Annotated in this window: 19 protein-coding genes; 10 read left to right on the top strand and 9 right to left on the bottom strand. The window is 70.4% G+C overall.

All coding sequences use genetic code 11. The annotated features are described in order from the left end of the window. Positions 1-11: 11 nt before the first annotated feature. Positions 12-536 carry a hypothetical protein gene (locus ACQ0O7_RS22185; RefSeq protein WP_430784074.1) on the top strand — a complete coding sequence of 175 codons (525 nt, stop codon included), beginning with the start codon at positions 12-14 and terminating at the stop codon, positions 534-536. 3 nt (positions 537-539) lie between these two features. Here the strand turns inward: ACQ0O7_RS22185 and ACQ0O7_RS22180 are convergent, their stop codons facing one another. From ACQ0O7_RS22180 to ACQ0O7_RS22165, 4 genes are read right to left on the bottom strand one after another with little or no spacing between them, the layout of a single operon-like run. Continuing rightward, entirely contained in the window at positions 540-1352 is an 813-nt protein-coding gene (locus ACQ0O7_RS22180) for an ABC transporter ATP-binding protein (RefSeq protein ID WP_430784072.1), read from the bottom strand. Next, positions 1349-2383 carry a FecCD family ABC transporter permease gene (locus ACQ0O7_RS22175; RefSeq protein WP_430784071.1) on the bottom strand — a complete coding sequence of 345 codons (1035 nt, stop codon included), beginning with the start codon at positions 2381-2383 and terminating at the stop codon, positions 1349-1351. The genes ACQ0O7_RS22180 and ACQ0O7_RS22175 overlap by 4 nt, the downstream gene beginning before the upstream one ends. Next, on the bottom strand, positions 2380-3414 hold the full coding sequence (locus ACQ0O7_RS22170; protein WP_430784070.1) for a FecCD family ABC transporter permease: 1035 nt from the start codon (positions 3412-3414) through the stop codon (positions 2380-2382). The genes ACQ0O7_RS22175 and ACQ0O7_RS22170 overlap by 4 nt, the downstream gene beginning before the upstream one ends. Beyond that, a complete protein-coding gene (locus ACQ0O7_RS22165) occupies positions 3414-4454 on the bottom strand; it encodes an iron-siderophore ABC transporter substrate-binding protein (RefSeq protein ID WP_430784069.1) in 1041 nt (346 codons plus the stop codon). The genes ACQ0O7_RS22170 and ACQ0O7_RS22165 overlap by 1 nt, the downstream gene beginning before the upstream one ends. 146 nt (positions 4455-4600) lie before the next feature. Here ACQ0O7_RS22165 and soxR point away from each other — a divergent pair, with 146 nt between their 5' ends. Next, the gene (soxR, locus tag ACQ0O7_RS22160) at positions 4601-5044 is read left to right on the top strand and encodes a redox-sensitive transcriptional activator SoxR (RefSeq protein WP_430784068.1); all 444 of its coding nucleotides are present in this window, start codon (positions 4601-4603) and stop codon (positions 5042-5044) included. Between the two features lie 41 nt (positions 5045-5085). After that, complete coding sequence (locus ACQ0O7_RS22155) at positions 5086-6084, top strand: iron-containing redox enzyme family protein (protein ID WP_430784067.1); 999 nt, start codon at positions 5086-5088, stop codon at positions 6082-6084. Here the strand turns inward: ACQ0O7_RS22155 and ACQ0O7_RS22150 are convergent. Next, positions 6064-6318: a CDGSH iron-sulfur domain-containing protein gene (locus tag ACQ0O7_RS22150; protein WP_430784066.1), complete on the bottom strand. Its 255-nt coding sequence runs from the start codon at positions 6316-6318 to the stop codon at positions 6064-6066. The genes ACQ0O7_RS22155 and ACQ0O7_RS22150 overlap by 21 nt on opposite strands. Next, positions 6315-7301: a methyltransferase gene (locus ACQ0O7_RS22145; RefSeq protein WP_430784065.1), complete on the bottom strand. Its 987-nt coding sequence runs from the start codon at positions 7299-7301 to the stop codon at positions 6315-6317. The genes ACQ0O7_RS22150 and ACQ0O7_RS22145 overlap by 4 nt, the downstream gene beginning before the upstream one ends. Before the next feature lie 59 nt (positions 7302-7360). Here ACQ0O7_RS22145 and ACQ0O7_RS22140 point away from each other — a divergent pair, with 59 nt between their 5' ends. The 6 genes from ACQ0O7_RS22140 (at position 7361) to ACQ0O7_RS22115 (ending at position 12163) form a co-directional block, all read left to right on the top strand. Then, positions 7361-7975 (top strand): alpha/beta hydrolase, encoded by a 615-nt coding sequence (locus ACQ0O7_RS22140; RefSeq protein WP_430784064.1) that lies wholly within the window; start codon positions 7361-7363, stop codon positions 7973-7975. Then, entirely contained in the window at positions 7972-8103 is a 132-nt protein-coding gene (locus tag ACQ0O7_RS22135) for a hypothetical protein (RefSeq protein WP_430784063.1), read from the top strand. The genes ACQ0O7_RS22140 and ACQ0O7_RS22135 overlap by 4 nt, the downstream gene beginning before the upstream one ends. A 331-nt stretch (positions 8104-8434) precedes the next feature. Further along, positions 8435-9229 carry an RNA polymerase sigma factor SigF gene (locus tag ACQ0O7_RS22130; RefSeq protein ID WP_430784062.1) on the top strand — a complete coding sequence of 265 codons (795 nt, stop codon included), beginning with the start codon at positions 8435-8437 and terminating at the stop codon, positions 9227-9229. Between the two features lie 416 nt (positions 9230-9645). After that, positions 9646-11391 (top strand): DUF885 domain-containing protein, encoded by a 1746-nt coding sequence (locus ACQ0O7_RS22125; protein ID WP_430784061.1) that lies wholly within the window; start codon positions 9646-9648, stop codon positions 11389-11391. Further along, positions 11388-11822 (top strand): GNAT family N-acetyltransferase, encoded by a 435-nt coding sequence (locus ACQ0O7_RS22120; protein ID WP_430784060.1) that lies wholly within the window; start codon positions 11388-11390, stop codon positions 11820-11822. Before ACQ0O7_RS22125 ends, ACQ0O7_RS22120 begins: the two co-directional genes overlap by 4 nt. Before the next feature lie 194 nt (positions 11823-12016). Beyond that, on the top strand, positions 12017-12163 hold the full coding sequence (locus ACQ0O7_RS22115) for a hypothetical protein (RefSeq protein WP_430784059.1): 147 nt from the start codon (positions 12017-12019) through the stop codon (positions 12161-12163). 954 nt (positions 12164-13117) lie between these two features. Here the strand turns inward: ACQ0O7_RS22115 and ACQ0O7_RS22110 are convergent. From ACQ0O7_RS22110 to ACQ0O7_RS22100, 3 genes are all read right to left on the bottom strand, one after another. Continuing rightward, positions 13118-14098, bottom strand: a complete 981-nt coding sequence (locus ACQ0O7_RS22110) for a flavin-containing monooxygenase (RefSeq protein WP_430784058.1) — start codon at positions 14096-14098, stop codon at positions 13118-13120. A 350-nt stretch (positions 14099-14448) separates the two neighbouring features. Further along, positions 14449-14796, bottom strand: coding sequence for a MerR family transcriptional regulator (locus tag ACQ0O7_RS22105; protein WP_430784057.1), 348 nt, complete (start codon positions 14794-14796; stop codon positions 14449-14451). 9 nt (positions 14797-14805) lie between these two features. After that, positions 14806-15744 (bottom strand): MDR family NADP-dependent oxidoreductase, encoded by a 939-nt coding sequence (locus ACQ0O7_RS22100; protein WP_430784056.1) that lies wholly within the window; start codon positions 15742-15744, stop codon positions 14806-14808. A 102-nt stretch (positions 15745-15846) separates the two neighbouring features. Here ACQ0O7_RS22100 and murJ point away from each other — a divergent pair, with 102 nt between their 5' ends. Next, a complete protein-coding gene (gene murJ, locus ACQ0O7_RS22095) occupies positions 15847-17409 on the top strand; it encodes a murein biosynthesis integral membrane protein MurJ (RefSeq protein WP_430784245.1) in 1563 nt (520 codons plus the stop codon). Positions 17410-17468 lie beyond the last annotated feature (59 nt).

Here is a 17468-nt window from a genome sequence, read left to right as displayed (position 1 = left end):
AGGTGTTCTAGGTGGACGACATCGTGGTCCTGATCAGCACCAACTGGGGTGACTTCGAGCAGCCGCTGACCCGCTGGATCGCCGAGGGCCCCGGCGCGCGGCACGGGCGGCGCCCGATCGCGGCCCGCTCGGAGTCCACCGGCGAGCCGCTGCCGCTGACGGTGGTCCCCCTGCCGTACCGCAACGACGACGAGTCCCGCACCCTGATCGCCGCCGGCCGGCTGGCGCCACCGTGGCCACTGTCCGCCTGGGACACCGAGAACTGGGGCGAGCCACCCCCGGAGCTGTTCGGCCCGTCGGTGGCCGTCGACCCCACCCCGGCCCGGACCTGGGAGTTGAGACTGTACGAGGCGGTGCACGTCGACCCCGACCCGGCCGCCGCCCGGCGTTGCGCCCGTGCCCTGGCCGAGGCCGACGAGCCCCGGGCCCGGATCGTGCTGATGACTCTCTGGTTCAAGCACCGTCCCGGCCCGATGCCGGAGTGGCTCACCACCGAGATGGCCACGCTCGACGTTCAGGTGCCGTCGCTGCCGTGACGGTCAGCTTGCCGGGGTCTGGACGTGGTGGCGGCCGATCGGGAGCATCAGGGGCTTGCCGGAGACCGGGTCGGTGATGACGGTGCTGTCCAGGCCGAACACCGCCCGTACACAATCCTCGGTCAGCACCTCGGCCGGTGACCCGGCGGCGTGCAGACCGCCGTCGGCCAGGGCGATCAGGTGGTCCGCGTAGCGGGCCGCCAGGTTCAGGTCGTGCAGGACCATCACGATGGTGGTGCCGCGGTCCCGGTTCAGGTCGGTGAGCAGGTCGAGGACCTCCACCTGGTGGCTGACGTCGAGGAAGGTGGTGGGTTCGTCGAGCAGCAGCACGTCGGTCTGCTGGGCGAGGGCCATCGCGATCCACACCCGCTGGCGCTGGCCGCCGGACAGTTCGTCGACCGAGCGGTCGGCCAACGAGGCGGTGTGGGTGGCGTCCAGGGCGGCGGCGACCGCGATGTCGTCGTCCTTGCTCCACCGGGACAGGATCCGCTGGTGCGGGTTGCGGCCCCGGCCGACCAGGTCGGCGACGGTGATGCCTTCGGGGGCGATCGGGGACTGGGGGAGCAGGCCGAGGGTGCGGGCCAGTTCCTTGGCGGGCGTCTTGTGGACTTCGCGGCCGTCCAGCAGGACGTGGCCGGCGCGGGGTGCGAGCAGCCGGGACATCGAGCGCAGCAGGGTGGACTTGCCGCAGGCGTTGGCACCGACGATCGCGGTGATCTTTCCGGGCGGCAGGAGCAGGTCGAGGGTGTCGATGACCATGCGGTCGTGGTAGCCGACGGTGAGTCTCTCGACCGTCAGGGTGTGGTCGGTGGTCACAGGGAGCCTCCCGCGCGGTTGGTGCGGACCAACAGGAAGATGAGGTACGGGGCACCGAGCACGCCGGTGATCACGCCGACCGGGAACCGGGTGTCGAAGGCGAACTGGCCGAGGAAGTCGGCGAGCAGCACGAGCAGCGAGCCGACCAGGGCGGACGGGATCAGCGGGGAGCCGCCGGGGCCGACCATCCGGGCGGCGATCGGCCCGGCCAGGAAGGCGACGAAGGCGATCGGGCCGGTGGCCGAGGTGGCGAAGGCGATCAGGCCGACGGCGGCGACGATCGAGATCATCCGGGTACGTTCCAGGCGGGTCCCGAGGGCGGCGGCGGTGTCGTCGCCGAGCCGGAGCATGGTCAGGTTGCGGGCCTGGGCGAGCAGGATCGGCCCGAACACCACCAGTGCGAGCAGGACCGGTACGACCTCGTCCCAGGTGGAGCCGTTGAGACTGCCGTTGAGCCAGCGGGTGGCGGCCTGCAGGTCCCACTGTCCGGCCTGGTTGAGGATGTACGAGGTGGCGCTGTTGAGCATGGCGGCGATGCCGATGCCGATCAGTACCAGGCGGGTGCCGGCCACCCCGTCCTTGAACGACAGCACGTAGATGATCACGGCGACGCCGAGGGCGGCGGTGATGGCGAACGTGGAGACGCCGGTCTCGCTGAGGTTGAGCACGATGATGGCGAACGCGGCGGCGGCTCCGGCGGCCGAGCTGATGCCGATGATGTCCGGGCTGGCCAGGGGGTTGCGCAGCATGGTCTGGAAGGTGACGCCGCCGATGCCGAAGCACAGGCCGGTGATCAGGGCCAGGACGGCGCGGGGCAGCCGGAGTTCACCGACGGTGAAGGAGGCGCCGGGCACGGTCTCGCCGAGGACGACCCGGAGCACCTCGCCGGGGGTGTAGAAGGTCTGCCCGACCATCAGGGACACGGCGAAGATCGCGGCGATGGCCACGACCAGCACGGTCAGCACCGCGCGCCGCCGCCGGCCGCGCCGGACCCGTCCACGGGTGACGGCTTCGAGCGTCGTGGTGGTCATAGTTCCCGGACCTTCTGGCGGCGGACGATGTAGATGAAGAACGGGGCGCCGATCAGCGCGGTGATGATGCCGGCCTCGATCTCGTCGGGGCGGTTCACCACCCGGCCGACCACGTCGGCGGCGGTCAGCAGACCGGCGCCGGCCAGGGCGCTGAACGGCAGCAGCCAGCGGTGGTCCAGGCCGACGAGCAGGCGGCACATGTGCGGGACGATCAGGCCGACGAAGGCGATCGGGCCGGCTACCGCGGTGGCGGCGCCGCACAGGACGACCGCGCCGAGGGCGGCCACGCCGCGGACCAGGGCGACCCGTTCGCCGAGTCCGGCGGCGAGTTCGTCGCCGAGGGCCAGGGAGTTCAGGGCGCGGGCGCTGAGCAGGCAGATGGCCAGCCCGGCGGCCAGGAACGGCACGACCTGGCCGATGCTCTCCCAGGCCGCTCCGCCGACTCCGCCGACCTGCCAGGACTGGAAGTTCTCGGCGACGTCGCCGCGGGGCAACACCACCGCGACGACCAGCGAGGCCAGTGCGGCGGAGGTGGCCGCGCCGGCGAGTGCGATCTTGAGCGGGGTGGCGCCGCCGCGGCCGAGGGAGCCGACCGCGTAGACGAAGATCGCCGAGAGGGCGGCGCCGGCGATGGCGTACCAGATGTACTGGGTGGCGGTGTAGAGGCCGATGGTGGTCATGCCGACCGCGATGGCCAGCATGGCGCCCATGTTGATGCCGAGGATGCCGGGGTCGGCGAGCGGGTTGCGGGTGACGCCCTGCATGACCGCGCCGGACAGGGCCAGGGCCGCGCCGACGAGGGCGGCGAGGACCGTACGCGGAATGCGTTTGACCACCGCCGCCTGGTTGAGGGTCTCGTCGGTGCCGCCGAACGCGGCCACGATGTCGGACCAGCCGACGATGCGGGACCCGAGGGCCACCGACGCCAGCATCACGAGGACCAGGGCGGCCAGGACGGCGAGCAGCCACCCCAGACGCACCCGGGCCGGGCGCCGCAGGATCGCGACGTCCGGCCCTTTCACTGATGTCATCAGATCTTGTCGGCGGCTGCGCCGAGCAGGTCGACGTAGTCCTTCAGCACGAAGGAGACGGCGAGCGGGGTGGGGTTGGCCGCGGTGGCCACCGGGGTGCTGCCGGGCAGCGAGACGAACGAGCCGCGCTGGATCGCCGGGATCTTGTTCAGCAGCGGGTCCTTCTGCAGGGTCGCCAGGGTGGTGCCCTCGGCGTCACCGTAGGTCACGATGATGTCGACGTCGCTGAGGTTCTGGACCTGTTCGGCGCTCTGGGTGAGGCTGAACTCCTCGGTGGCGGCCGACGCCTTCTCGATGCTGGCCGGGTGCTTCATGCCGAGGTCGGTGAAGAACTGGGCGCGGGTGTCGTGCGTGGTGTAGAAGCTGATCTTGCTGAGGTCGGTCGGGTCGATGTGGGTCAGGAACATCACCGACTTGCCGGCCAGCTTGGGGTAGCGGGCCGCCTCGGCCTTCATCTCCCCTTCGATCTTGGTGATCAGCGCGTCACCCTCGGCGGCCAGGCCCAGGGCCTTGCTCTCCAGCTTGATGCTGTCGCGCCACGAGGTGGCCCACGGCTTCTTCGGGTACGCCACCACCGGCGCGATCTTGCTGAGCGTGTCGTAGTCCTGCTGGGTCAGGCCCGAGTAGGCGGCCAGGATCACGTCCGGCTTGGTGTTCGCCACACCCTCGAAGTCGATGCCGTCGGTCTCGTCGAACAGCGGCGGGGTGGCGGCGCCCAGCTCCTTGAGCTTCGCGGCGTCCCACGGCAGCAGGCCGTCGCCGTCCTCGTCGCCGAAGTTGGCCTTGGCGTACCCTACCGGGACGATGCCCAGCGCCAGGGGGACCTCGTGGTTGGCCCACTGGACGGTGGCGACCCGCTCGGGCTTCTTCTCGATGGTGGTGGTGCCGAAGGCGTGCTCGATGCTGATCGGGAACGACGCCCCGGCAGCGGCGCTGCCGGTCGCGGCGGGGGTGTCTTCGCTGTCGGTTCCGCCGCAGGCGGTGAGCGCCAGGGCGGTGGTCGCGGCGACGATTCCCGCGAGGAACCGGGATGCACGCATGGTGTGAGCTCCAAACTTTACTGATAAGGCTTGGCTAACCTAACAGTAGGAGTTTCCGCGTCTTGATCGACTCCCTGTGATAGACGCGTCGCTATGTGAACGTCGGCCCTTGAGTTCAACCCAGGTTGAGGTTCTACCGTGGCGGCGTGTCATCTCCGGACGATCTGCTCACCGTCGGTGAGGTCATGGAACGGACCGGCGCGCCCGCGTCGGCGCTCCGGTTCTGGGAGGAGCTGGGGCTGATCGCCACCGAGCGCAGTTCCGGCAACCAGCGACGGTACCGCCGGCACATGCTGCGCCGGATCGCCCTGGTGCTGGCCGCCAAACGACTCGGCATCCCGCTCGGTGACGTCGCCGGCATCCTGGCCGTCCTGCCGGCCGGCCGGGCGCCGAGCCCGCGCGACTGGGAGCTGGTGTCGCAGCGCTGGCGCGACGACCTGGAGGCCCGCCGCCGCTACCTGGCCAATCTGGAGAGCCAGCTGACCGGCTGCCTCGGCTGCGGCTGCCTGTCGATGCCGTCGTGTTCGGTGCGCAACCCGGACGACCAGCTGCGACGCCAGGGCCAGGGCCCGGTGCGGCTGCTGCGCTGACCATCGGGTTTGGCGGGGGAGAGCCGGGGCATCCAGTCGCCGTGAAACTCCCCACCCCTCGTGGCCCGGTGTCGGCGGCCCTGGTCAGCGCCCTCGCCGGGGCGCCCCGCGAACTGTCCGGCGACCTGACGCCGGACGATGATCCGCTGACCGGCGAGGACCTGCAGCTGTCGTTGTTCGTCATGTACGAGCTGGCCTACCGTGGCTGGGACGGCGTCGACGACCGCTGGGAGTGGGAGCCGAGCCTGATCCGGTTGCGCACCGCAGCCGAGGAACGGTTCGAGGCCGGCCTGCGGGCGCTCGTCGCGCCGTACGACGACCGGCTCCCCGATGTGATCGACGCGCGCGGGATCGCCCGCACGCTGGTGGCGATGACCGGTGACGACAGTGGGCCGTCGCTCTCCGGCTACCTGCGGGGCCGGGCCACCCTCGCGCAGTTCCGGGAGTTCGCCGCACACCGGTCGGTCTACCACCTGCGTGAGGCCGATCCGCACACGTTCGCGATCCCCCGGCTGGGCGGCGCGGCCAAGGCCGCCCTCATCGAGATCCAGATCGACGAGTACGGGTCCGGCCGGGTCCACCGCATGCACCAGGAGCTGTTCAAGGCCACCATGACCGGGCTGGGACTGGACACCACCTACGGCGCGTACGTCGACGTGGTCCCCGCCCTGACCCTGGCCACCAACAACCTGATGTCGCTGTTCGGCCTGCACCGGCGCCGGCGCGGCGCGCTGCTCGGGCATCTGGCGGCCTACGAGATGACGTCGACCGGACCCAACCGGGCGTACGGCAACGGACTGCGCCGCCTCGGTGGGGACGCCGACGCGACCCGTTTCTACGACGAGCACGTGGAGGCGGACGCGGTGCACGAGCAGGTGGCGGCGTACGACATGTGCGGCGCCTTCTGTGCCGCCGAACCGGAGCGGGCGGCCGAGGTGCTGTTCGGCGCCCGCTGCGCGCTCGCCCTGGACGGATTGTGGGCGAGCGCGGTCCTCAGCAGCTGGGAGCGCGGCGAGAGTTCACTGCCCGGCCTGGTCTGACCGGGGCGCGGGCGTCTGCCGGCCGGCCTCGGCCCGGAACCGGATCGCCTTGTGGGTGCCGTCACAGAACGGCTTGGCCGCCGACTTGCCGCACCGGCACAGGGCGATCGTGTCGCGGCCCGGCTCGATCGCCGTACCGTCCTGTGCCAGCAGGGTGAAGTCCCCGCGCACCAGCAGCGGGCCGTCCTCGCAGACGACGACGCTGGCGCCCGGCACCTGATCTCCGATGGTCATGCGGGCCGCAATGCCCCGGACCCGGCGGCCGAAACCCGCCGGTCCGCGGTGAGCAGCACCAGGGCGATCCGTTCGGCGTGGGCGTAGGCGGGGCCGTCCAGTTCCTCGCCGTACGCGTCCGGATCCATCTCGCGGTAGCCCCACTCCAGATCGGTCCCGTCCAGATGGCCGTGCAGCGCCTCGTGGAACGGATCGGTGCCGTCGGTGATGCCGGTGCCGGCGAACAGCACCAGCGTCCCGCCGGGGGAGAGCCGCCGCACGGCGGTGTCCACGATCGCCAGCGACAGTTCGTGACCATGCGGGCCGCCGTCGCGGTAGGTACGCCCGACCGGATCGATCATGAACGGCGGATTGGTGACGATCAGGTCGAACATTCCGGGCACATCGTCGAGGAGGTCGCTCTTCACCGGGCGGACGTTCGGCGTACCGGCAAGCTCGGTGTTGACCTGGGCGAACCGTAACGCGGCCGGATTGATGTCCACCGCCAGCACCTCCGCCCCCGGCAGACGTTTGGCGATCGTGATCGCCCCGGCGCCGGTCCCGCAGCCGATGTCCACCGCCCGCCGCACCGGCCGGTCCCGGGCCTCGGCCACGGCGATCGCGGCGTCCGCCATCCGGTAGGTGTCCGGCCCGAAGAACACCGCGTCGGCCTCGGTGGTCGGGAACGCCGAGTGCGCGAAGATCTCGCCGTCGTAGCTGGAGTAGCGGACCAGGCTCCGGCTCAGGTCACCGTCGGTGACCAGCAGTCCGGCGGCGTCGACCAGCGCCACCAGGTGATCCGGCAGCACGCCGGGGGCGAACGGGCGACTCCAGCCGAACACGTCCCGGACGTCGCGGGCCACCTCGTTGCCGGGCCTGCGGTTGACCCGCTCGTGGGTGGCGGGGGTGGTCGTGGTGAATCGGTATCCGGAGTCGCGCAGCGCCGCACCGAGCGCCACCAGTGGTGTGGTGATCGTCATGTCGGCCCGGATCCCCCGCGTCACCGCCTTCAACCGCTCCGCCAAAGGTTGACGCTTCAACTAATGCGGCCTAGGGTTCGGCCATGACCAACCCCGTCGTCGCCACCGCCGGATCCACCGACCCGCGGGCCCCGCTCGTCGTCCTGCTGCACGGCCGCGGCTCCCACGAGCAGGAGATCCTCAGCCTCGCCGGGCACCTGCCGGCCGGGCCGGCCTACGCGGCGGTGCGCGCCCCGATCGCCGAGGGCGGCGGATTCGCCTGGTTCGCCAACCGGGGCATCGGCCGTCCGCTGCCCGAGTCGCTGCGAGCCAATGTCGACTGGTTCCGCGGCTGGCTCGATACGGTGGCCCCCGACGACCGCCCGGTCGTGCTGGTCGGATTCAGCGGGGGAGCGGCGTTCGCCGGCGGCGTGCTGCTCGACGATCCGCGACGGTTCGCCGGGGCAGCGGTGCTCTACGGCACCCTGCCGTTCGACGCCGGAGTGCCCACCACGCCCGGCCGGCTCACCGGGATCCCGGTCTTCGTCGCGCACGGTGAGCACGACACGGTCATCCCTCGCGACCTTCAGGACAAGACCTGGGCTTATGTACGTACGGAGTCCGGCGCCGTGGCCACCACCCGTCGTGACCCGGTCGGGCACGGCATCGCCCCGTCCGCACTGCGCGACCTGAGCGCGTGGGTGGAGAAGTTGGTATGACCATCCCGGAGTCGGCTGTCGCCCCGGTTCCGGGACCCGACGAGGACTGGGGCTATCGGGTGCGGGACGCCGGCCGGGCGCACCGGATCGCGGCCGGCGAACGGGTGATCGGCGCCAACCCGGGCTGACCGGTGCGGCCGGGTTCGTGGTCGGCGAGTGGACGCCACTCACCGCCACCGGCGCCGCGATCCTCGGCCATCCACTGCGCGCCGTCGTTCATCTGGCCCGTCACCTGCACCGTCGTGGTGAGACACGGCCGGCCGGATCGCGGGTGCCGACTGGGGCGCTCACCGACGCCGTGCCGGTCCAGCCGGGCGTCACCTACCGGCCGGCGATCACGCGCGTGGGAGCGTGTCACTGGAAAGGCTGACGGCTGCCAAAAATAAATGTTTGCTCTGTGGCAAAGGAGGGGACCAGGGATTTCGTTCATCCCCGGCCGGTAATTAGGAGTTCCCCCGCATGAGCGTGATGACCGACACCGCAGTCAGGACCGAGGCCGCGTCGAGCACCGAGCCGGCCAGCCAGCTGATCAACGCGATGGCCGCCCTCCCGGCCGGCCACCCGTCCCGGGCCCGGCTGCGTGACCAGGCCATCGAGGCGTGGATGCCGCTCGCCCGGCACCTTGCCAACCGCTACGCCAACCGCGGCGAGCCCCGCGACGACCTGCAGCAGGTGGCCGTCCTCGGCCTGATCAAGGCGGTCGACCGGTTCGAAGCCGACCGTGGTGTCGACTTCGCCGGCTTCGCCATCCCGACCATCGTCGGTGAGCTGAAGCGCCACTTCCGCGACAAGACCTGGTCGGTACGCGTCCCGCGCCGCCTCCAGGAACTCCGCCTCGCGATCACCGGCGCGAACAGTGCCCTCAGCCACACGCTGGGACGGTCGCCGACGGTCGCCGACATCGCCGAGTACCTGAACATCAGCGAGGACGAGGTCCTGGAGGGTCTGGAGGGCGCCCGCGCCTACAATTCGACCAGCCTCGCCACGCCGGTGACCGAGGGCGGCACCGAGCTGGGCGAGACCCTGGGCGGCGAGGACGCCGGCTTCGAACTGGCCGAACTGCGCATCGCCCTCGGCCCGGCCCTGGCCAGCCTGGACGAGCGCGAGCAGAAGATCGTCAGCCTGCGCTTCTACGGCAACCTGACCCAGAGCCAGATCGCCGAGCAGGTCGGCATCTCCCAGATGCACGTCTCCCGCTTGCTGGCGAAGGCCCTGACAAAGCTCCGTACCCGCCTGGACGGCGCCATCGCCTGACGGACCGGTCCGCGCTGCTCCATCCGCCGGCCGCATCACGTGTCGGACAGAACGTTCGTTCTTCCGCACGCCGCACGCCGCACGCCGCACGTCGCACGTCGTCGCATCGCTTGGCTGAAAGAACGTTCTTTCTCTCGTGCACCCGCCCGACAGGCAGAACGTTCTTTCTTCCATGCTGCGCGCCTCACGTTGCGCGCCTCTTGGTGGATAGAACGTTCGTTCCTCCGTCAGCCGCGCTTCGCGGGCAGAACGTTCGTTCTTCCGTGAGTCGCTTCGCGCTTCCCCTGGCGGATAGAACGTTCGTTCTGTCTTGCATCGCCAGGCGGGCAGAACGTTCGTTCTTCGGCAGGGCGGTCGACGGACATCTGCGCGTCTCGGGGCCCCGGGGCGGGGCTGACGGCTGACATCATGGCTCGGTGAACGTACGGGAAATCGGTGTCGCGTTTTTTGACCGCCTCAACCGGCATGATCCGTTGGGCGCGAGTCTTGTCGGATTGACCGCCTACGACGCGTTGTTGCCCGACCCGCGGGCTTCGGCCGACCGGGATGCCGCACGGTTCTTCCGCGCGACCGCCCGGTCGGCCGAGTCGTCTCCCGGCGACGACATCGACCGCGCGGTGCTGACCTGGATGGCCGACACCGCCGCCGACGAGGCCGAACACTGTCTGTGGGAGGCCAACGCGTCGGCGATGGCCTACGGTTCACCGCAGTCGTCGTACTTCATGGCCGGCCGCGACCACTCCCTGCCCGGTGCCGCCGCGTTCTTCGACGCCCTGGCCGACCGCTATCGCGACGCGTCCGGCCGTGGCCGCCCCAGCACGCGGGCTGGTCTGGAGCAGGCCGCCACCCAGTTGGAGGCCTACCCGACCGGCCCCCGCACGTCGCCCCAGGCATTCCCACCGCCGACCTCGGCCAACACACCCGCCGGTCAGCAGCCGACGCCGACCAGCGGGTCTACCGTGCAGGCGACCAGCGGGTCTACCGGGCGGTCCACCGGCGGGTTCGCCGGTCAGCAGTCGACGCCGGCCGGCGCCCCCGCCGGACCGGAGCCGGTTTCGGGGGACGCGGCGACCGGGCGGCGGCCGATCCCGGACGATGTGGCGGCCGCCATGCGCCGGCTGCTCGCCGCCTACCGTGGTGACCTGGCTGAAGTGGCCCGCGACGACGAGCACGTCGGTATCTCAGCGGTTCGGGGCGGCGAGGCCGGATATCTGGCCGCGGTCGCCGCGCACACCACCCTGCCGGTGACCCCGCGTCAGGTCCACGAGCTGGGCCGGGAATTGCTCGCCGACCTGGAGTCGCAGTGGTCGGCGCTCGGCAAGGAGGCTTTCGGCATCGGCGATCCCGCCGCCGTCCGAGCCCACCTGCGCGACGAACCCTCCCTCCGTTTCACCAGCGGCGACGAGATCCTCGCCACGGTGGCCGCCGCCCTGGAACGCGCGTCCGCCCGCACCGCCGACATCACCGCGATCGCCGCGTCCGCCCCGTGCGCGGTGGAGGAGGTGCCCGCCGAGGAGGCCGAATCCGCACCCGCCGCCTACTACTGGCCTCCGGCGGTGGACGGCAGCCAGCCCGGCAAGGTGTTCATCCTCACCGCTGATCCGGGGCAGCGTTCCCGGTTCGGTTTGGAGGCGCTGACGTTCCATGAGGCGGTGCCCGGCCACCATTTCCAGGCGGTGGCCACGCAGGGCCTGACAGAACTTCCCGACTTCCGCCGGTACGTCGACACCCGCCTCGGCGCCTACGTCGAAGGCTGGGCCCTCTACGCCGAACAGCTGGCCGACGAACTGGACCTCTACTCGTCACCGCTGACCCGTCTGGGTCGGGTGAGCCTGGCCGCCCTCCGAGCCGCCCGCCTGGTCACCGACACGGGCTTGCACGCTTTCGGCTGGTCCCGCCAGCAGGCCCGGAACTTCTTGACAGACAACACCGTCCTTTCCGTACGGGACGTACGCCAGGAGACCGACCGTTACATCGCCTGGCCCGGGCAGGCACTCGCGTACAGTGTCGGCGCCCGCGAGATCCTCCGTCTCCGCGAGTCCGCCCGCACCGCACTGGGCTCACGTTTTGATCTGGTGGCCTTCCACGACCAGGTCCTGGGAGCCGGAGCGGTCCCGATGCCGGTACTGGCCACCATCATCAACCGCTGGACCAGCCGATGATCGAACGGCTGACACCGGCTCACCTGCCCGAATGCGCCCGCCTCTACGTGGAGACTTTCAACGCCCCACCGTGGAACGAGGCCTGGCGCGAAGAGGACGCCACCCAGCGCCTGAAGGACTACCTCGACACCCCACGCTCCCACGGCGTAGGTCTGACCAGTCCCGACGGCACCATGCTGGGCTTGGCCCTCGGCCACCGAGAACGTTACGGCCCAGTAGACCATTTCCTCCTGAAGGAACTGTGCATCCACCCCGACCACCAGAGACAGGGCCATGGCACCACTCTGATGAACGCGCTGGAATCCCAACTCCCCGACATCCACCACTGGCACCTGGTAACCGCCAGAAATAGCGAGGCCGCCACTTTCTACCAAAAACTAAACTTCCGCCCAGCCGCCCGAATGGCAGTTTTCGTGCGCACCCCTCAGTAGGAAAACAAATCCTACGGTTTCCGGCCTCAGGAACAGCACGGAAACCACCACAACCCCGAGCGGCCCACAATACGTCGAGTGCCACCCCGGCCACCATCCCGCGCCGGCCACACTCATGCAAGAAAACCCGCCACGATAGCCGCAGAACCGCAGCCTTTGAACCCATCCGATATGTTCCGGACTCGCTGACCGGGATGAATGGTCCGCCCGAGCTGAGCGGGCTGGATGGGGGCGGGCAGGCGGCTGAGGTGGGCGGGTTCTCCCCACCGGGCGGGCTGACCGTCGGGGATCTGCGGGCCCGCGCCACCCGGCTGGACCTCGTCGACGTGCCTGGCGGTTGATCCAGTTCCGACGAGATCACCGGCCGGCGGGTGGCCGCCCACAACACCGAGATCGGGTGGCCGGCCCCGTGCTGGGCGACGGCCTGCGGCGAGCGAGCTCGGGCCTGGCCGGGCACGGGTGAGTGGCCGAGCACGGGTGAGTGGCCAGGCTCGTGGGCGGCCCGAGTCGGGAGGGCGGCAACCGTGCCGAGTCCCGCTGAACAGGCCGCCGTCGGTGAGCCCGCCGGATCCCCGTCGGGCTGAGGTGGTTGGCCCGAACGCTTGTGCGCTGCCGGTGGCTTGGAGTCCACCCCGTTCGGCGGGAACGAGGTGGACGGCAGCGGGAGCTTCAGGCCCGCTCGCAACGAGAGAGGATCTGGCATCGGAGGAGGAGCCGCAGGAGGAGTAGCAGGAGCAGGAGGGGCAGGAGGAGCAGGAGGAGCAGGAGGAGCAAGCGTCGGGGAAAGAGCCGGTGCCGGAGGAGGAACCGGTAGCGGGGTAGAAGCCGACGGTGAGATAAGGGTCGATGGCGGCGAGGAGATCGTCGGCGGGAGATACGCCGATTGCAGGGGAGAAGGCGGTCGCGGGGAAGAGGAAGGCGGTTGCGGGAGAGAGGGCACCCGCGCGGGAGCAACCGGCTGTAGGGAAGACCTCGACCGCGAGGGGGAAGCCGGTCGCGGAGGAGGGACCGGAGGCGGCGGGTAATAGTCCACCGTCTCCACGAAATCGTTTCCATGCAGGCGGCGTAACTTTTCCGCATGGCGACGTTTGAGACCCCAATAACGACGGACCGCGTGCTCGCGGCGGAACTCGTCCCGGCTGGGCGAATAGTTTCGCGCTCTTGTTCGGTCGCGGATCCCGGCATCACTGAATAGCGCCAACTGTCCCATGCCTGAAATTCTTCCGCATCCGGGACCCGAACTGTCAGCGCTGGATCATGCCAAATCCGGTCGGAAGATTGGCAGGTGACGTTGCCTACAAAAGGGAACGCGCGCGGTCCGGCGACACCGTTTCGGAGAGGTGGCGGACCAAGGTGTTGACCGCGTCCCGGCCGGCTCGGTTGGCGCCCACCGTGGACTGGGACGGGCCGAAACCGATCAGGTGTACGCGTGGTTCGCCGGTCACCTGGGTGCCGGTCAGGCGGATGCCACCCTCGGCGTTGCGCAAGGCCAGTGGATCCAGGTGGGTCAGCGACGCCTTGAAACCGGTCGCCCACAGGATCGCGTCCACCGAGGTGAACGAGCCGTCCGCCTCCCGTACCCCGTAGGGTTCGATCGCGGTGAACATCGGCCGGCGGCTCAGGGCGCCGCGCTCCCGGGCCGCCAGCGCGTACGGGGTCCAGATCAACCCGGTGTATGACACGACACTGCCGGTCGGGCGGCCGGCCTCGACGTCCGCGGTCACCTTGGCGATGGTTTCCCGGCCGGCCACCTCGGGCTCGAAACCGTCCCGGAAGACCGGCTCGCGACGGGTGTACCAGAACGTCTTCGTCACCCGGGAGATCTCCTCCAACTGCTGGAGTGCGGAGATCCCGCCGCCGACGACCGCCACCCGCATCCCGGCGAACCGTGCCGCCGACACATAGTCCCGCGTGTGCACCTGGAGGCCGGTGAACGTGTCGATCCCCGGATACCGCGGGCGGACCGGGTTGTCCCAGGTCCCGGTGGCGTTGATGATCGCCCGCGTGGCCCACGGCCCATGATCGGTCTCCACGATGAGCCCGCCGTCGGAGGAAGGGCGAACGGCGGTCACCCGCACCGGCCGTACGATAGGAAGTCCTGATTTTTCCTCAAAAGAGGCGAAATAGCGGGGTATGGCGGTCCGGCTCGGCTCGTCCGGGTCGATCGGTGGCTTGGGGAATCCCGGCAGGTCGAAGATCCCGTTGACGGTCGACATGTGCAGGGACTCCCAGCGCTCCCGCCACGCGCCGCCCGCACCGTCCGCCGCGTCGAGCACAACGAAGGTGTGCGCCCCAGGGCTGGGCGGAGGAGATGAAGGCGGCAGGGATGAAGGCGAGGGCGAAGAAGCGGGCGGAGAGGAGGGTGGCAGGGCAGAAGACGGAGGAGCGGAATACGACAGAAGGGAAGCCGGCGGAGAGGGCGACGGCAAGGCAGAAGGCAGAGGCTGGAGGGAATCCGGCGCTGAGGAAGAAGGAAGGGAACCAGGTGGAAGCGAGGGAGCCGGAAGGAAACCGCGCCGCCGCAGGTGATAGCCCGCCGAGAGCCCCGACTGCCCGCCGCCGATAACCACCACCGTAGCCGTCCTCATACGCCCGCCAACCCCCGCCACCGGCCGGGTATTTCCGGTCAGACCGGAGTTGTGATCCTCGCCGCCAACCGGTCCCGCAGCACGGTCAGCCGCTCGATCTCGGCGTTGAGCGCGGCCACCCGCCGCCCGGCGATCCCCTCGGACGTGGAGCACCTGCCGGGCACGTCGGCGAGGTCCAGCCGGCCGGCGCACGCTCGCAGGTCTCCGACGGTGAAGCCGCTGGCGAGCAGTTCCCGGATGGTCCGGATCCGGGCCACGTCCCGGGCCCCGTAGACACGCTGCCCGGTGGAGGTCCGCCGGGCCGGTGGCAGCAGCCCGTTGTCCTCATAGAACCGCAGCGCCCGCGGTGTGGCCCCGGCCGCCGCCGCAGCGTCCCCGATCCGCATCCGATCCCCCTACACCTCGATGATCACTGTGCCGGCATACCGCCCGGCCAGCACGTCCTGCATCGCCTGCGGCGCCGCCGCGATCCCACCGATCCGCTCATGCGGGAAATGGATCCTCCCCGCGATCCGGGTCAGCCATTCGCCCCGCACCGCGTGGTCCCCCATGGAACTGTATCCAGTGACAGCGATCTGTTTCAGCACCAGCGCGAACGAGTCGATCTCCACCGGCGCCGTGGTGCCCGGCCCGCTCGCCGACAACTGCCCCGACAGCGCACCGACCAGCGCGAACCTCGCCCCCGGCCGGGCCGCCGCGATGGCCGCCCGCAGATCGTCACCACCGACGGTGTCGAACAGCACGTCCACCTGCTCCGGCGCCGATCCCCGGGGCACCACCTCGTCGTAGCCGAATTCGGTCAGCATCCGTTCGGCTTTCCACGGCGACCCGGTACTGCCGACCACCCGCCCGGCACCGAGCAGGCGCGCCACCTGGCCGGCGATCGACCCCAGCGACCCGGCCCCACCGGAGACGAACACGGTCTCACCCGGCCGCACCTGAACAGCCCGGGTGAGCGCACCGTACGCGGTGGCCCCCTGCGCGAGATGCACCAGCGGATCCGGTAGCCGCTCGTCGAGGGGCAGGCAGGAGCCGACCGGCACGACCGCGTACTCCCGCCACCCCAGCAGATGCTCCACCAGATCACCGGCACGCAGCCCACTGTCCGACGGCGCCGACACCACCTCCCCGAGCGCCGGCCCGAACAGCGTGTCCCCGGCCCGCGGGCCACTCATCCCGGCGAGCAGGGTGCGCAACGCCGCGAACACAGTGAAATACCTGTTCCGGACCAGCACCTCACCCGCCCCGGCGACCGGAATCGGCACCTCGGCGACGGCCAGATCATCGGCCCGGGGCAGTCCGTGCGGGAGCGCCGCGACTCGGATTTCTCTCATGCCGGGGAAAGTACGACCTTCCCCATACGTCAAGGGCAAGCGCCGATGCCGTAGACAGTTCCCGTGACAGATGGATCTTCGATCAGGTCGGCGGGGCGGAATCTGGCCATCGCGACGCTGGCGTCCCGGATCGCCGGGTTCGTGCGCATCGTGGTGCTGGCGGCGGCTCTTGGGCTCGGCACCCGGCTGCTGGACACCTACAACGTCGCCAACACCCTGCCGAACCAGGTGTACGAGCTGATCGTCGGCGGCACCATGGCCAGCATCGTGGTGCCGTTGCTGACCCGGGCGGCGCTCAGCGAGGACGACGGCGGCGTCCTGTACGCGCAACGCCTGCTGTCCCTGATCGTCTACGTGCTCGGCGTGATGACCGCGGTGGCGATCGTGGCCGCGCCGCTGCTGATCGACCTGTACGCCCCCGGCTTCACCCCGGAACAGCGCGACCTGGCGATCGTTTTCAGCCGCTACTTCTTCCCGCAGATCCTGTTCTACGGCCTCAGCGCCACCGCCGCCGCGATCCTCAACATCCGCGGCCTGTTCGGTGCCCCGGCGTGGGCGCCCCTGGTCAACAGCGTGATCGTGATCGCGGTCGGCCTCACCTACGCGGCGATCGGCGGCAGCACCACGACCACCCTGTCCACCGATCATCTGCTGCTGCTCTCGGTCGGCACCACGGCCGGGGTGTTCGCCCAGATGACGCTGGTGGTGTGGGCGCTGCGCCGGTCCGGGTTCCCGATCCGGCTGCACCTGGATCCGCGCGGGATCGGCATCCGGCGGATCGGCAAGCTGGGCCTGTGGGTGCTGCTCGGGGTGGTGGCCCAGCAGATCCTGGTGGCGGCGGCGACCCGGGCCGCGTCGTGGAGTGGCGCCGGTGGCATCACCGCCTTCCAGAACGCCAACGCCATCTACCACGTGCCGTTCGCGGTGGTCGCCGTCTCGATCATGACGGCGATGCTGCCGCGGCTGAGTCAGTACGCCGCCCGCGAGGAGCACAACCGGGTGGTCACCGGGCTGTCCCGGGCGATCCGGACCGCGCTGGTGGTGATGGCCCCGATCGCGGCGGCGTTCCTCCTGCTCGGCCCGCAGATCGCGATCGTGCTTTTCGATCACGGCAACAGCAGTTCCGCTACGGTACGGGTCCTCGGGCTGGTCCTGGCCGCCTACGGTCTCGCACTGGTCCCGTTCACCAGTTACATGATTCTGCAGCGGGGCCTGTACGCCCTTCAGGACACCAGGACGGCCGCGGTGATCACGGCGGTGGTGGCCGCGGTCGGGGTGGCCGGCTGTGCGATCGCCGGCTGGCTGCTGCCGTCGGAGCACATCGTGATCGGTATTCCGGTGGCGTACGCGGCGGCCTACTTCACCGGCTTGAACCTGACCGCGATCGTGCTGCGCCGCCGCCTCGGATACATCGACGGCAAGCGCCTGATCCGCACCCATCTGCGGGTGGGTGTGGCCGTCGGCGCAGCGGTGGCCTGCGCCGTCCTGGCGAGCTGGGCGCTGCGCCCGGTGCTGGACCCGGCGGCCTGGACCGGCGCCCTGCTGACCGGCCTCGCGGCCGGTCTGGCCGGTGCGATCGGCTACCTGGCCGCCGGTCGCCTGCTGCGCCTGGCCGAACTCCGCCACCTGCTGCACGCCGCCCTCCCCGGCATCCGCACCTGGTGAACCCCGGCCGGTCCAGGAGCGCAGTTCGCGTGCCGATTTCCGGCTCGAATCGAGCCGGA

This window comes from Actinoplanes sp. G11-F43 (genome assembly GCF_050589265.1).
In the GTDB taxonomy this organism is placed as follows: domain Bacteria; phylum Actinomycetota; class Actinomycetes; order Mycobacteriales; family Micromonosporaceae; genus Actinoplanes.
The sequence above is the reverse complement of the archived record's forward strand: the minus strand, read 5'-3'. Positions and strand labels throughout refer to the sequence as shown.